A 15,776-nucleotide genomic window follows, 5' to 3' on the forward strand; every position below is an offset into this window, starting at 1 on the left:
GACACGGCCCAGAAGGTGGCTCCGCCCGGCAAACCAATGTCGTACGGAACCGATACGGGGGCTACTCCCCGCACGAAAGTAGTCGAATCGCCCGCTGAAAAATCCGCTGTTCGCCCGCGTACGGAGTACCGCGTCCGGTGTCCTGACTGTAACTTCTCCAAGCGGTACGACTCCTATGCCGACGCAACTTCCCACCAACGTCGTCACTCCTGCCCGCACTGTGACCGGATGCTTGGACTGTCGGAAGTGACTCGTCGAACTCCGGATGATTCCCTTGACGCTGCCGAAGCAGTGGCTGCTGCACAACAGGTTCGGCACGCACTCATTCAGGACGGACCTGCACCTTCGGTTTCGAGAATCCTCGAAGAGATGGGGCGTGATTCAGGCGGCTACCCCCTCGGTGACGGACCGAAGGAACTCTCGGCCCACCAAGCAGCTCGCCAGCTCCTCACTGACGGGGTGGAAGTGTGAGCGACGACCTCGAACCGATAGCTCCGGCGACTGCGGTGAACCTCTACCTCGATCACCGAGAACCGGAGCTATCTGAAAAGTCTCTCACAAACCAGCGGTATCGGCTGAACTCGTTCATCGAGTGGACCCAGTCGAAGGGAATCGAGAACATGAACGAGCTGACTGGGCGCGATCTCCACGAGTTCCGAGTCTGGCGTCGACAGGGCAAAGGGAGCGAGTACGGTGAGGTATCAAAGGTCACACTTCGTGGCATCCTCGCTACGCTGCGGAAGTTCCTCGAATTCTGTGCCAGCATCGATGCGGTCGAACAGGGTATGCGTGAACGGGTGTTGCTGCCGGAGGTCAACCCCGAGGAAGCTTCGAAAGACGAGAAACTCGATACTGAACACGCCGAAGCCATCCTCGATCACCTGAACCGCTACCAGTACGCCTCCCGGGAACACGTCATATTCGGAACCCTCTGGCACACTGGTATCCGACTCGGTAGCCTCCGGTCGCTCGACCTGCGCGACTTCGATGCTGATGGACAGTACTTGCAGCTGCGCCACCGACCGGAAACAGGAACTCCCCTGAAGAACGGACGAGCTGCCGAGCGGTCGATAGCTGTCGGTGATTTTTACACCGAAGTGATTCAGGAGTACATCGAGAATCACCGGGACTCGGTCACCGACGAATACGGTCGGGAACCGCTCATCACCAGCGACCGAGGTCGTCTGAGCGAGACACCTATTCGGAGTGCTGTCTACCAGTGGACCCGACCCTGTATGGTCGGCGAGTGTCCACACGGAGAGAACCCGGAGAGCTGTGAGTACATGACTCGGGACACTGCAAGCGGTTGCCCGTCGTCCCGATCTCCACACAGTATCCGTCGCGGTTCGATCACGAAGCACCTTCGAGACGGCACGCCGGAAGAGGTCGTTTCGGATCGGATGAACGTCTCCAGCGACGTGCTCGACCAGCACTACGACCAGCGTAGCGAGCGCGAAAAAATGGAGGTTCGACGGGAGTTCGTCGACGACGCATGATTCAGTACCAGTACACCCCAGCGGATGAATCTAGGAAAGGCGCATCCTCGAATAGGCTAACAACCCGGCGAGTCCATCCGTATTTTACCGTCGTAAACAGGGAGCCGTAGCCTTGCAGACAACCCATTTTCTCCGGACAGGGGTCGATTGCCCCGTAATGTTGTGACTCCGCGTTAGTTTCCTTAGTAGTCTTTCATTTTTTTACTCTCCTGGTTGTGGATGCATAGAACACAGAATACAGAGCACGGAGACGGTAGTCTGTAGCGGGGAGCGGTGCTCGTTGAGAGTGAATATCTGTAGTTTAAGATCAGTATACCTTTGATAAAGCTGTTATCGGTACGAGGTGAAACAGTACATTTATGTGTAATAGTTGGTATGTAATTGAATATGTTTGAGTGGGGCAGCCGGGGGGCTGGAGACCGGGGTGTATCGCACGTTTTGGGCGTGGTGTTGTTGGCAAGTGCAGTTATCGTCGGTGCCGTACTGATCGTCCAGGTGGGTCAGCAGACGATTGGCGATGTCAACAACGATGCGAATGTCGAACTCGCAGAAGAGGTGATGTTGTCGGTCGATCAGAGCTTCCAGCGGTCGGACTCCGACGAGTCAGTCGAGATCCCGGATCGTGTGCGGTCCGATGTCGACGTTTCAAGCGAGGCGACGTACAATCTGACGCTGAACGGACGCTCGGCCTGTTCGACGGGGAACCGTTCGTTGCAGACTATTCGGTATCAGAAAGACGAGCAACAGGTCGGCTACCAGGGCGGGGGCGTGTGGCGGATGACCGAGTCGGGAGCTACGATGTCGTCGCCACCCGCGGTGAACTACGACGAAGGGGCGCTGTCACTCTCGTTTGCGAACATCTCGGGGAAGCAAATTAACGGGGAATCCGTGACTGTTCACACGGATAGGAACGCTACACACAGGCACGAACAGGCGCTCGAAGAGGCCCTGTACACCGACTGGTCTTACACGAAAGCCCGGACCGAACTGGACAAGGGGAACACGCTCTCGGGGACGCGGGAATGTGACCCGCGGCGAGTCACCGAGGCGAATCTAACGATCACGAACAGTAACTACGCTCGTGCGTGGGCAGACTGGGCACGGAGTACATACGACGACAGGTACGTCGAAGTGACGCCGAACTCGGTCGAACCGGGCGAGACGATCCACATCAGATTCGCACTTGGTGACGTGAGCGATCCGGAGTTCGAGGTAGATCGCATGTCAGTCAACGCGGATCCGTCGGGCAAAGCACCGGTAACCGCGACGGTCCGGAACACTGGTGGCTTGCAGGACACACAGACGATTCACTTTAATCGGTCGGGCGCATCGAATAACGAAACGGTCGAAGTCACACTCGCCGAGGGGGAATCGACCACTGTAAGCGAGTCGCTAAACGCCGATAGCGGTACGCACAACTTCACCGTGGCATCCAACGACCACGAAGCCTACAAGAGAATCACCTACACGTCTGTCCCCGGGTCGCCGTCGCTGAATATCACTAACGCCTCGATACCCGCAACAGCGCGGCTAAATCAGGTCCCATCAGCTACCGTTACAGTCAAGAACAATGGCACTATGACGGCCGATCAGAACGTCACGTTCTTGGTTAACGGATCGGTCAACGCCACACGGAGCGTGACGGTCCATCCGGGCAACGAGCAGACGGTCGACTTCGGGTCGGCGATGCCGACCAGCGAGAACGGGACCTACGACCTTGAAGTCGAGACCGAGGACGATACGTATTCCCAGTCCAGTGAGGACGGCCACTACTTCGTTGTCGGTGATTCAGGTGTCTACGAGATTACGTCAGTCTCGCCACCGGGGGGGCTACAGAGCGGTGATAAAGCAACTATCACCGCCACCATCGAAAATACCGGTGACATCCGGAAATCAGGGTCTGCTACCATAACTATCGAAAACGAGTCCGGGACTGTGGTGTACTCGGAGTCGACAACCCTCACGCTCGATGGGACCCGCGAAGGAACTGAAAGCAAGACGGTATCCAGTACCAGCGGTGCGCTCACTGCACCGTCGTACAGCAACTACACGTATATTGTCGAGACACCGGACGACACTGTCAACGGAACGTTCACCGTCGGTGCGTCGGCCCCGCCGGTGTTCGATGTCACCAGCGTCTCCGTGGATAACCCAGTCGGACCGGAGAACGAAACCGAGGTCGGCTTCACAGTCACGAACACCGGTGGAACGTCGGATAGTCAGACACTTCGCATCAGCAGCGACTGGACGGACGATACATCGTCGGATGAGCAACTCGATCCTGGCGAGAGTACGACAGTCACGCAAACGGTTACTGCGCCGTCTGAAGAGGGATTCTACCGCCTGAACTTCACCACCGAAAACCAGACCACCTGGCGGATATTGAACGTCCAGTCGGATTTGGTTGTCGAACGAGACGGCTCCGAACTCACCACCAGAGAGAGAGTTAACGCCTCAATTAAACTGAAAGGGGCCGAGCTTGAGGGGAGTCGAGGCGGTTACATTTCACACGCTCATGTGGACATGTCGCTAGATGTCCAAAACCAGTCTGGAGATTACACAATTCCATTGTGGCACGATGTCGGATACGACTTCGAAAACGGGGACGTGAACGGCCCATATGCCGAGCGGCGACTCATTAATGATGCGTATGCCGATCCGTACGAATACTCGAAAACTTTCGAAAAGAATTCGAGCTTTTCTGTTGTCGCCACCTCATATTACTGTGAAGACTATGCGTACACTGACGTGGAATTCGAAATAGATGGAAGCAGGTACGACACCATACGATGCAGCGACCCAGCCGAAGACCGTATCTCGATTAGCGATCCTGAGAACAATCGGAACGTCGATATACTGGGCGACGGGGAACAGATACCCGGGTACGGCCAAGCAGAGCCAGAACAGCGCAGTCTTGAGGATATGCTCGGTGAGCAGCGGCTTAACGAGACCGAAGACAGCGACCGCGCGTCGCTGAACCTCGCTGACGGGGAACGCGTGTTCCTCTATGAACTCTCGGAACGGAACGCGAACCCCGATAATGCAGGGGGGTTGGATGACCCGGACTACAACGACGCGGTCGTTCTCTTCCGAACGAACGCTCTCGAAAGGGATGTCACGGAGCCGCGGTTCAAGATACTCGACGTTGACGCTCCGGCCCGCGTTGATGAGAACACAGACGCGACGGTAACAGCGACTATCAAAAACGTCGGCAACGCCAGCGGTACCGCGGCAATCTCCACCACTTTCGACGGCAGCCCATACAGTGTGAAGACTGAAACTATCGAAACCGGCTCAATACAGCAATTCGATATCGACTTGGCGACTTCGAGTAAGACCCCGGGGAAATCGTACCAGTACAAGCTCAACCTTACCAATCCCGACAGTAATGCGACCGCAGGCGGGAAAGAATGGGGCGGAAACGTCTACGTCGGCGAGAAAGACGGACAGTTCATGCAGGTCGATTCGGTGCGGGCCCCGGGCGCAATCGACAACGATGAGTCCGCAGACGCAACAGTCACCATCGCGAACGTCGGTGACGCGGATGGAACCGCCGAAATCGAACTCTACACGAAAAACACGGACCACACCAGTTCGACGTTCTCCCGACATGACTCTGCAACTATTTCAACCCTCAATCACGGTGACACGGAGCAACTCACCCTCGGTCTGCCGACTGACCGCGGCAACTACACGTACTACGTGACGACTCGGGACAGCACGTCGGCCAAGCAGTCGTTCTTCGTCGGCCAGTCCACCGTCGTCGTGAACGACACGCGAGGTGTCAACATCGGCGCAGAGACCTACGATACCTCCACACTCATCGAACGCCGCGGGGGCGCACAGCGGATGACCGTCGAAGTCCTCAATACAGGCACAGTCGGCGACGACCGAAAAGTGAAACTCACCGTCGAGAACAAAAGCGATGGGGGCGAAGTGTTTACTGGGTCGACGACCGTCACAGCCGGCAGCGGCGACCTGACTGGCGTCGAGGAGTACCCGGCGTGGGCTGGCTACGATGTCGATCTCGACGCCGGTTACTACACCTACGAGGTTGCCGTGTACAACGACACGTCCGGCGACCCCGAGGACACCGCAACTGGTGAGATATATCTCAAAGAGATCGACGAGCGTGGCGCGACTGGCAATGACTCACCGATTTCGGTTGATTCCGAGACGGTGACCATCGGCGACTGAGCGTTCGCTTCCGCGATGTTGCGTCGATCGGTGGTCGGTCAGACGGTGTCACCCGTGCGTCTCGTGGCGGTTGTACGTCGTCTATCCGGTCACAGACCCTGATTTGTGAACCGTTTCAAATGGGTCCGGAACTGCCTGGTAGCTCTCGCTGTACGGGATCGCTCAGGACGGTCAGTTGTAACTCACAGTTTTCGGACGAAACTGCACACAGCGGTCACTCGTCGGGGGAAGCCACCAAAAGAAAAGCGGGTCTGTGTGTCGCCGATTTAGCCGAAGAGTTCGCCGAGGCCTTCGCCGCTTGCCTCGTCGTCCTCGTCGTCATCGTCGTCGCCGCCGTCGTCGGCAGCCTCTTCTTCGGCGTCTTCCTCGGCCTCGTCGGCCTCGTCAGCGTCACCCTCAGCGGGTGCGGCCGCGCCGCCGCTTGCCGGCACCGGTGCCGCAGCGGCCTGGTCGACGGCCTCCTCGATGTCAACGTCCTCGAGGGCGGCGACGAGGGCCTTGACGCGGGACTCCTCGACATCGACGCCCGCGGCTTCGAGCACGTCGGTGAGGTTGTCTTCGTTGATTTCTTCGCCCGATTCGTTCAGGATGAGTGCAGCGTATACGTATTCCATTGTTGTAGTGTGAGTTGTTAGAACATCTCTCCGAGCGCGTCGCCGGCGTCGCCGTCATCGTCGTCCTCGTCGGCCTCCTCGGCCGCGTCGGACTCGGCGTCCGCCTCGTCCTCGGATGCGGTGTCCTCGTCTTGGTCGTCAGTCGGTTCGTCGGTGGTCGCGTCGGCCTCGACGCCCTGAAGCTCCTCCGGGAGCGCCTCCTCATCGTCGATCTGGGAGGCAAGCGCACGGACCTGTGCGTCGGCCTTGCTCACGAGGTCAGGCACGACCTCGGGGTCCTCGATGGCTGCCTGGAGCGCGAGGCTCTTGGCGTTGCCACGAGCGGACTGGAGCATCGTCGGGGCCGTCGTCGCGGTCGGATAGTCGGCGTTGACCGAGAGGTTGAACGCTCGGCCGGCAGCCGCCTGAATGTCGTTCCGATACTCGTCGACATCGAGTTCCAGTTCCTCGGGTTCGAACAGGACGCCGTCGGCGAAGACAGCGCGGAGATCGAGACCGACCTCCTTCGGTTCGATACCGAGTTCGTTCAGGACGTTCGCGAGTTCCTGGGAGACTTCCTCGCCGGTGGAAAGCACCGTCGAGTCAGAGAGAACCTGAATGGAGCCTTCCTGAATGCGTGCGTCAGCGCCCACACTCTGGAGTTCGCCGACGAACGGTCCGGGGTCGACACCCGTGTCGCCTTCCGGAATCACGATGTCGTTCGGGGCGATCTCGCCGGCACCGATGGGTGCAGGCGTCTTCGAGGCCTCGAGTTCCTGGAACAGCGAGAACGGATTGTCGTCGGTCCCGATGAGACCGACCTGCCCGGTGATGTAGCCGTTGAGGTCTTCGAGTCCATCGTCGACTTCGTCCAGCGCACGCTTCAGGAGCGTGTTCCGTGAGACGCGAAGCTCGGCGGTCCCGTGCAGGTCACGTCGCATGTCCTGCAGCTGTCGGGACGGAATCCCGGCGATGTTGACGACGCCGACGCTCTCGTAGGACTCGATCATGTCCACGATGGCGTCGACCTCCTCCTGCTTCCATTCGGGAATGGTCTCGGTCTTGCGTTCGGATTCGGCGCTCATATCAGGCCACCTCCATCGCAGGCCCCATCGTCGTCTTCACGTAGACGCTGTCGATGTTGAGCGGGCCCTTCTCGAGGTCCGCGTGCAGACGGCGGAGGATAACGTCGATGTTGTCCGAGATATTCTCGGCGGACATGTCCTCCGCGCCGACCCGCGTGTGGAACGTTCGCCGTTCCCCGCTGCGGAGCTGCACGGTGTTTTTCATGCGTTCAATGACCTCGACGACATCGTCGTCGGGGTCGAGCGGTTCCGGCATCTTCCCACGCGGACCGAGGACGGTCCCGAGGTAGCGACCGATGTCCTGCATCATCCCCTTCTCTGCAATGAAGAAGTCAGTGTCATCGGCGAGGTTCTTGGCGGCGTCGTCGTCGCCACCCAGTTCCTCGAGTTCGTCCTCGTCGAGTACGTCGTCTGCGACTTCCTCGGCACGGAGGGCGGTTTCGCCCTCGGCGAAGACCACAATAGTGGTCTCCTGACCGGTGCCAGCAGGAAGCACGACGGACTCGTCAACGCGGTTCGACGGGTCGTTAAGATCTAAGTCGCGCAGGTTCACAGCGAGGTCGACCGTTTCGCGGAAGTTCCGCTCAGGTGCGTCCTCGAGTGCGCGCGAGACTGCGTTCTCTATTTCCTGATCTGCCATTGTTCACCTCCGTAGTACGCCAATCGGCTTCTACGGGTCAGTGAAACAGGCGGATGCCTGTCTCGTAGGGGTAGACGCCAATGCGACACTTAAACCCGTCGAACCAGCACAAGGGGCGCTAACGGGCGTGTTTCCGGTTCTCAGGGTCCGGTCGCCGATGGAGGGTTCCGTCGACTGTGCAGTGGCTGGGACACGCCGAAAGCAAGGAAAACGCGCACCAGTCGACAAGCAAGCCAGTCCGACTTACGCTTGTGCTTCGGCCGCGAACACGTCGTCGTACTCGCCCGCGTCGATGCGCTCCTTGAATTCGCGTGGGTTCTCGCCTTCGATGGTGACACCGAGGGAGGTACAGGTCCCAACGACCTCCTTCGCGGCGTTCTTGAGGTCGTAGGAGAGCAGGTCGGGATGCTTCTGCTCGGCGATCTGTTTGACCTGGTCGACGGTGAGATCGGCGACGAAGTTCTCCTGGGGTTCGCCGCTGCCGGTCTCGAAGCCGGCCTCGTCCTTGATGAGTTCGGCCGTCGGCGGGACACCGACCTCGATTTCGAAGGAGCCGTCGTCGTCGTACTCGACGGTGACGGGGACTTCGGTGCCGTCGAACGCTGCCGTCTGGTCGTTTATCTCCTGTACGACTGCCTGCACGTCCACCGGTGTCGGGCCGAGCTCCGGACCGAGCGGCGGGCCAGGGTTGGCCTCTCCACCGGGAACGAGGACTTCGATAGTTCCAGCCATACATACGAGAACCCCCGCGGCAGTTTAAAGGATTGCGTTTCATCGGCCGCCCCGTGAGTCCTCCACACGCCACAGCGACCCAGATGCGGCTGGCTCGGGGGAGAATCCGACAAAAACGGCTTTTCCCTCAGGCGAGTGTCACGCCGTTCATCGCGAGGAAATCACTCGCGTCCTTGATTTCGACCGGCGAGCCGAGAATCCGGACCTGGTCGCCTTCGTGGTGAACACTGACGGTAAACCGCTGCTCTAACTCCTCGCGGATGCCGTCCAGCGCACCCGCTGGCAACAGTATCTGCGTACTGTCGCGGAACCGACTCGCCGCTCCCATTATCGACATATGACGGAGGGTACATTATAGGTGTGTCGAAGTACATGAGTGTCGTTTGTCCATTCTGAACAACCGGCGGTCATCGGCATCCATACCGAATCGCGAGCGTCGGCGAGGGAGGAAAGCCTTATTCGGTGTGAGGGGCCGACATACACCTAATGGGGCTCGAAGAGGAGATTCAGGAACTCGAAGACGAAATCGCCAGCACTCCCTACAACAAGTCCACAGAGGCCCATATCGGTCGGCTGAAGTCCAAGCTCGCGGAGAAAAAGGAGAAGCTCGAACAGCAGGCCTCCTCTGGCGGCGGCGGTGGCTACGGCGTCGAAAAGCACGGTGACGCGACCGTCGCGCTCGTCGGATTCCCCAGCGTCGGCAAGTCGACGCTGCTGAACGCGCTGACCAACGCCGAGTCCGAAACCGGTGCCTACGAGTTCACCACGCTGGACGTGTACCCGGGAATGCTCAAGTACAAGGGGGCGAACATCCAGATTCTCGACGTTCCCGGCCTCATCGAGGGAGCCGCTGGCGGCCGCGGTGGCGGGAAGGAGGTGCTGTCCGTCGTCCGGACCGCCGACCTCATCGTCTTCCTCATCTCTGTCTTCGAGATCGACCAGTATGATCGACTCAGCGAAGAGCTGTACAAGAACAAGATACGACTCGACCAGGACCCGCCGTGGGTCAACGTCCGAAAGAAGGGCAAAGACGGTATCTCCGTCAACACCGCCAGCGACGTGGAACTCGACGACGAGACTGTCAAGGCGGTCCTGCGAGAGCACGGCTACGTCAACGCTGACGTGACCATCGGCGAGCAGATAGACATCGACCAGCTCATCGACGGCGTGATGGACAACCGCGTGTATCTTCCCTCCCTCGTCGCCGTCAACAAGGCCGACCTCATCGAACCCGACTACCTTCCCAAAGTCGAAGACGAGCTTCGAGAGCGGGACATCGACCCAGACGAGGCCATTTTTATCAGCGCCGAGGAGGAGAAAGGGCTCGATAGCTTGACCGAACGCATCTGGGAAGAACTCGGCCTCATCCGCATCTACATGGACAAACCCGGTCGAGGAGTCGACCGCGAGGAGCCGCTGATACTCCGGGAAGGCGATACCGTCGATGACGCCTGTGAGAAGCTCGGCGGGAGCTTCGACGAGCGGTTCCGGTTCGCTCGCGTGACCGGGCCGAGCGCCAAACACGACGAACAGCAGGTCGGTCGCGATCACGAGCTCGCGGACGAAGACATCTTGCGCATCGTCGCCAATCGGTAACTCGTCCGCAAGCGCTCGCGTGCACGCGCGAGAACAACACCACGTTGCTTGGCTTCGTCTCATGCATAAGTAGACGCGTTCATGGGTGTGGCGTCCTGCCACCCCGTATGGACCACAGTCCCCGACGCCGCCTCGTCGCCGTCGTCGTTGCCGGGCTCATCCCCTGGACAGCGGTGCTGGTCGGGACAGAACTGACGCTCGTGTTTTCGTTTGGCCTGTTCAACACGAACCCGCCGGAGCTACTCCCCGTCTACGACTACTTTCTCCGGTTCACTGCTCAGCTCCCGCAGTTCATCGAATCGTGGGGATCGGGCGTCCTGTTGTACGTATTTGCCCTGACCAGTGCCGCTGTCGGTGTTCGTTGGCGCGAGGATGTTCGGCTCACGGCCCTTGCCCTGGCAGGCGCAGGTCTCTCCCAGATTCCCGTGATTCTGGGATTCAACCGGCGACTCAACTACGTGGCTGTCCCGGTCGGCTCCATCGTTTTGCTCGCCGTCGTCTGGTGGTACTATCTCCCGGTAATCCGTCGCGGCTCGGCGACACGATAAGTTCGGCATCGAAGCCGGACGGTACCACCTGTGGCGGTAGCCTTTTCGCCCGCTCGCACTATGGACCGTGTATGTGGTCACTCGATCATACGATGATGCGTGTCGAGGATCTGGACGCATCGCTGGACTGGTACCAGACGCATTTCGACTACGAGGAAAAGGGCCGCTGGGAGGCCGACACCTTCACGAACGTCTTCCTCGGTCCTGAGGACGTACACGACGAGGGCGCGCTGCTGGAACTGACATACAACCACGACGGCCGCACGTACACGATGGGCGACGCGTGGGGACACATCGCCGTCCGCTGTGATGACGTGTACGACGCCTACGACGAACTGATGGACGCCGGTGTCGAGGACTACCGCGATCCGGACTCCTGTGGCGGCTCCTATGCCTTCGTCACAGACCCCGACGGCCACGAGATCGAGATCGTCGAGCGAGACCACGGCGCGAAGTGGTCGCTCGATCACACGATGATCCGGGTCGAGGACGCCGAACAGGCCATCGGGTGGTACACCCGAAAGCTCGACTACGAGCTGTTCCGCCGCGAGGAGTTCGACGACTTCGCGCTGTACTTCCTCAAGCCCGAGGACGCGCCCGACGAGGCGATGTCGGTTGAACTCACCTACAACTACGACGGTCGGTCCTACGAACTCGGCGATGCGTGGGGCCACGTGGCGGTCCGGACCGACGACCTCCACGAGGCCTGGGAGACGCTGATGACCCGCCACGCCGAGGACTATCGCGATCCCGAGAGCTGTGACGACCGCTACGCGTTCACCAAAGACCCCGACGGCCGCGAAATCGAAATCGTAACGAACTGAGGGTATCGGTCACCGTCTTTGCGGTACACGCCCGCATGCACGGGATAGCAAATTAGTGGCACTTCTCGTAGTGGTTCTCGATCCAGCCTTCGTTCTCCCGAAACCTGAACTATCAGACCGTCGATAGCACCGGGGTCATCTAAATCCAGCTGTCAGACGCCCGAATGACAGCTGTTTGCTACGATCCACAAAACCCATATAACACACTCTAGCCCCGAATATCAGCGTTTTCCGCACGCAGTAGTTCATGACACTCAATTGTTCAAACCACAAAACATTTATAATAGACAGCTAACGTTACGACTGTACCCCTACCCATGGCGCCAGAAGTGAGTACACCGGTTCGGTCTATGCGCGATCCTCGCGTTCCGACCACGTGGAAAACTGCTGGGGTCGCCCGATAGCAACAACAAACTATGACAGATACAAACGACAAATTACGCAGCCTGTTCCTGGCCGCGATCATGGTGTTCTCGGTATTCGCCATGACGACTGGCTTCGCGGGCAGTGCTGCTGCAGCTAATTTGGACGCTGGGACGTTCTACAGCGGCCAAGAGGTAGAGTTTACCGCAAACAACGGCAATACTGATTATGAAGTCCGGACCGTGGACGACAGCGGTGACAATGATCAAGTCGGCGCGCTTCGCCGGACGATCGAAACTGACGAGGACGGAAACTTCGACTTCGATCTCGACGGACGCCTCAGCGAAGGCGATTTCGTCATCCAGAACGGTAACACCGGTGACGTCGTCAACCTGAACACCGGGGACGAAGCTCCGGTTGGTAGTGATGGCCTTACAGCCGCTCAGACATTCGAGGTCATCCCGCAGGACCTCACCGCTGACTTCGACGACGATTCCGTCGGCACGGAGGGTGACTCGGCTGAAGTCGACTTCGAGATCAGCTCCGATGTCCGGAACGGGTACGCGGTCAATATCTCGTCCGATAACCTCGACCGAGATGAACTCTCTGACATCTTCTCGAGTGTAGAGGAGAATGACAACTTCCAGATTATCAACGAGTCCTCCGAGAGCGGTAACCTCGTTGACATCAACGACGACAACCGCGCCGAAGCCGAAACCGAATTCTTCGAAGACACCGAGAAGATCCAGATTGTTGGCGATGCAGAACGCGAGTACACACTGAACTTCACGGATATCGACGAAGGTAACTACACCGTCGAAACCAACGTGACCGACACTGACGCCTCGGACTCGGACAGCATCGAGGTTGTCGACACCGGTGACGACGAAGCGTCCTTCGAGGACGGCGTCGTCACTGAGGAACGCGGTGACGTAGCTAACATCACCATCCAGCTCGACAACACCGATGAAGCGACCGTGCAGATCGGTGACAAGGATGACGACAACTACTTCGCCATCGCCGAAGTGACTGACGACAACGACGACGGCGAAGCCTCCGTCAAGTTCAACAGCTACCGAGCTGGCGCCGGTAGTGCTGGCGATGTCATCGTCCCCGGTGACGACGAAACTACAATCGACGAGGTTGAACAGCATAACTACGGCAACTTCGGCGACGAGGGCGTCGGCCAAGACATTCTCGAAGACACGGACTACGATATGCTCGTCGTTAATGGTCACGTTGGCATCGCTGACAATAGTTCGGAAGCACCGTACCAGGAGGTTGAAGACGAGGACGACGTCGGAACGCTCTCCCTCGAAGAGCGGTCTACTGAGAATATCCAGGTATGGCGTGCTCCGAGTGACACGTACGGTGATGAAATCGACGACCTCGAAGCCGATGAGACCGCACCGGTCTACGATCTGATCGAAGCCGGTAACATCACGCAGACCGACGAAGCGGCGATTGACGATGTCGACGATGACATCATCGTCCAGGTCGAAGCATCCGGTCTCGAAGGTGTGGTCAGCGATGACGGTGACATCAGTGCGAGTGCATACGCTGACGCATCCGGCCCAGAGACCGACAGTGATGGTGACCTAACTGATAATCCGTTCCAGCTCGGGTTTGAGGATGATGACCCTGGCGCAAACACCGATACCGATATTACGGACATCAACGACGCCGTTGCCAATGATGAATACAAGGTCATCTACGACGAGGCCAACGACACGCACTTCGTCGCCATCGACGGAGCGGCTCTCGCTGACGCAGATGGTCTTGACCTTGAAGACGAAGACGAGTACGCGGCAAACTTCACTGTCTTCGACCAAACCAGTGACCTTGTCGACGACGATGACGACAGCGAAACCGTCAACGACAGCGTTGAGTTCCTTGAGGCCGATGCAACCCTGAACAACGAAGACGACATCACTGTCCAGGCTGCAACTGGGCAACAGATCTCTGGGACGACGAACGTCGCACCCAGTACCGAAGTGACGGTCCGTCTCCGTAGCACTTCGAGCAGCAGTCCGTTCCTGCTCCAGCCGGAGGCAGCCGTCTCTGAGGGCGGGAACTTCACTGCGACTGCTGACTTCAGCGAACGCAGTCCCGGTGCGAACTTCACGGCACAGGCCCGTATCGGTGGCTCGAACATCGGTGACGACGTCGACGGAACGATCGTCGACAGTCCGACGGCCACCGTGAGCATCAGTGATCAGGAATCCGACGGCAGTGAAGTCACGGTCGACAGCGCACAGCTGTCCGCCGGTGGCTTCATCGCCATCCACGAGGGTGACGCAGGTGGCGATGTCATCGGTAACTCCGAGTACCGCAACCAAGGTAGCCACGAGGACATCACGATCACGCTCGACGAGCCGATGGACGAGAACTTCACTGCGGTTGCGATGCCGCACCTCGACACCAACGGCAACGAAGAGTACGAGTTCTCCGGCGGATCCACTGACGGTCCGTACACTGCCAACGGCTCTGCCGTGACGGACAGTGCGAACGTGACCGTCGCCGCTGAGGAGCCGACGGACACGCCCGCGGACACCGACACGCCCGCAGACACCGACACGCCTGCGGACACGCCCGCGGACACTGACACGCCTGCGGATACGCCCGCAGACACGGACGAAGCGACCACCACTGCTGCAGACGGTCCCGGCTTCACGGCAGTCCTGGCGCTCGTTGCGCTGGTCGCTGCTGCACTGCTGGCTGTCCGACGCAACAACTAACCGGACCTACTCCGGTCCCTGAACACCGCTCTTTCTTTCGCGCGCTACGCTAATAGTGCCGACAGAAGTCCACACCGGTCTAATAGTACCGTCGACTACTCCGTTCGCTTCTGAACGCCTAACTGCTGGTCGTCAGTCGTGACTGGGTCACAGTCGAATGCTGGAGCGACGCGGAAGTAATCCAACACCTGGCGGATATCTCCCTCGATAGCTGTCGACATGAGATCCGATTCGGCGATCGTCTGGCCCTGCTGTTCGTAGATCGCTCGGGGCGATGTCGTCGGTGGGACACGGGCACTCCCCGTTTCGTTCGTCGTATACCGTCGGTCCACCTGCGATTCGTACCGGTTGCGGTTGATGACCCACCGTGTCCCATCGGCTCGTGTTTCCACGACAACGGTGGGGTACTTCGTGATATCTCGGTCGCCTGCGGCATCGAGGAGCAGGTCGTACAACTCTCGTGAAAGACTCGTCTGGAGGACGTTTCGAGCGTTGAAATCGACCTGGGCCAGTAGCGCACTGTTTACTTCGGCGAACGTCTCCGCGGCCGCCTGTTCATCCCCTTCGAGATAGAACACGTCGGTGAACTTCCCCGGATTGTTGGCCTGTGTCAGCCCCGCGGTACCCGTGACCTGAATCGCCCGCACCTCGGCTCGCTCGTCGAAGTTCAACGCAGCCCGGGAGACGCCGGTCTGTGGCGCTTCTTTGAGTTTGTCATACAACTGTGTCATCCTCTTGGCTATCTCATTCTGAGTTCAGTTGTATATTACTTACTTACCAGTTATCGATAGTTGTATCTGGTTTACGTTCGTCACGACAGGCTGTAATCTCACAGAATTACGGAGAAACTCTTTAGTCGGGGGAAACGACCAGAACGGTATTTTCCCAGACTGCCGGACAGAGCGGTGTTTCGATTGGTTCTCTCCGATATGCATCCGAGGATTAGTCAATGAGATGTCCATTT

At 58.9% G+C, this 15,776-nt stretch carries 13 protein-coding genes; 7 read left to right on the forward strand and 6 right to left on the reverse strand.

The window, feature by feature from the left end; all coding sequences use genetic code 11:
- The first annotated feature begins 246 nt into the window (after positions 1-246).
- From Harman_RS12855 to Harman_RS12865, 3 genes are all read left to right on the forward strand, one after another.
- Entirely contained in the window at positions 247-471 is a 225-nt protein-coding gene (locus Harman_RS12855; RefSeq protein WP_137684192.1) for a hypothetical protein, read from the forward strand.
- The gene (locus Harman_RS12860) at positions 468-1,496 is read left to right on the forward strand and encodes a tyrosine-type recombinase/integrase (protein ID WP_137684193.1); all 1,029 of its coding nucleotides are present in this window, start codon (positions 468-470) and stop codon (positions 1,494-1,496) included. The genes Harman_RS12855 and Harman_RS12860 overlap by 4 nt, the downstream gene beginning before the upstream one ends.
- A gap of 387 nt (positions 1,497-1,883) precedes the next feature.
- The gene (locus Harman_RS12865; protein WP_137684194.1) at positions 1,884-5,693 is read left to right on the forward strand and encodes a DUF7289 family protein; all 3,810 of its coding nucleotides are present in this window, start codon (positions 1,884-1,886) and stop codon (positions 5,691-5,693) included.
- A 266-nt stretch (positions 5,694-5,959) separates the two neighbouring features.
- Here Harman_RS12865 and rpl12p read toward each other — a convergent pair whose 3' ends face one another.
- The 5 genes from rpl12p to Harman_RS12890 form a co-directional block, all read right to left on the reverse strand.
- The gene (rpl12p, locus tag Harman_RS12870; RefSeq protein WP_137684195.1) at positions 5,960-6,307 is read right to left on the reverse strand and encodes a 50S ribosomal protein P1; all 348 of its coding nucleotides are present in this window, start codon (positions 6,305-6,307) and stop codon (positions 5,960-5,962) included.
- 17 nt (positions 6,308-6,324) lie between these two features.
- Positions 6,325-7,371, reverse strand: coding sequence for a 50S ribosomal protein L10 (locus tag Harman_RS12875; protein ID WP_137684196.1), 1,047 nt, complete (start codon positions 7,369-7,371; stop codon positions 6,325-6,327).
- A 1-nt stretch (position 7,372) separates the two neighbouring features.
- A complete protein-coding gene (locus Harman_RS12880) occupies positions 7,373-8,011 on the reverse strand; it encodes a 50S ribosomal protein L1 (RefSeq protein ID WP_137684197.1) in 639 nt (212 codons plus the stop codon).
- Positions 8,012-8,254: 243 nt separating this feature from the next.
- On the reverse strand, positions 8,255-8,743 hold the full coding sequence (locus tag Harman_RS12885; RefSeq protein WP_137684198.1) for a 50S ribosomal protein L11: 489 nt from the start codon (positions 8,741-8,743) through the stop codon (positions 8,255-8,257).
- A 127-nt stretch (positions 8,744-8,870) separates the two neighbouring features.
- Positions 8,871-9,071, reverse strand: coding sequence for a VNG_1110C family protein (locus Harman_RS12890; RefSeq protein ID WP_137684199.1), 201 nt, complete (start codon positions 9,069-9,071; stop codon positions 8,871-8,873).
- Between the two features lie 158 nt (positions 9,072-9,229).
- Here Harman_RS12890 and Harman_RS12895 point away from each other — a divergent pair, with 158 nt between their 5' ends.
- The 4 genes from Harman_RS12895 (at position 9,230) to Harman_RS12910 (ending at position 14,812) form a co-directional block, all read left to right on the forward strand.
- Positions 9,230-10,339: an OBG GTPase family GTP-binding protein gene (locus Harman_RS12895; protein ID WP_137684200.1), complete on the forward strand. Its 1,110-nt coding sequence runs from the start codon at positions 9,230-9,232 to the stop codon at positions 10,337-10,339.
- Between the two features lie 107 nt (positions 10,340-10,446).
- Entirely contained in the window at positions 10,447-10,887 is a 441-nt protein-coding gene (locus tag Harman_RS12900) for a TIGR04206 family protein (RefSeq protein WP_137684201.1), read from the forward strand.
- A 71-nt stretch (positions 10,888-10,958) separates the two neighbouring features.
- Positions 10,959-11,711, forward strand: coding sequence for a VOC family protein (locus Harman_RS12905; RefSeq protein ID WP_137684202.1), 753 nt, complete (start codon positions 10,959-10,961; stop codon positions 11,709-11,711).
- 416 nt (positions 11,712-12,127) lie between these two features.
- A complete protein-coding gene (locus tag Harman_RS12910; RefSeq protein ID WP_137684203.1) occupies positions 12,128-14,812 on the forward strand; it encodes a DUF7282 domain-containing protein in 2,685 nt (894 codons plus the stop codon).
- A gap of 95 nt (positions 14,813-14,907) precedes the next feature.
- Here the strand turns inward: Harman_RS12910 and Harman_RS12915 are convergent, their stop codons facing one another.
- A complete protein-coding gene (locus tag Harman_RS12915) occupies positions 14,908-15,543 on the reverse strand; it encodes a hypothetical protein (protein WP_137684204.1) in 636 nt (211 codons plus the stop codon).
- Positions 15,544-15,776: the final 233 nt, after the last annotated feature.

Source organism: Haloarcula mannanilytica (assembly GCF_005406125.1).
GTDB lineage: Archaea > Halobacteriota > Halobacteria > Halobacteriales > Haloarculaceae > Haloarcula > Haloarcula mannanilytica.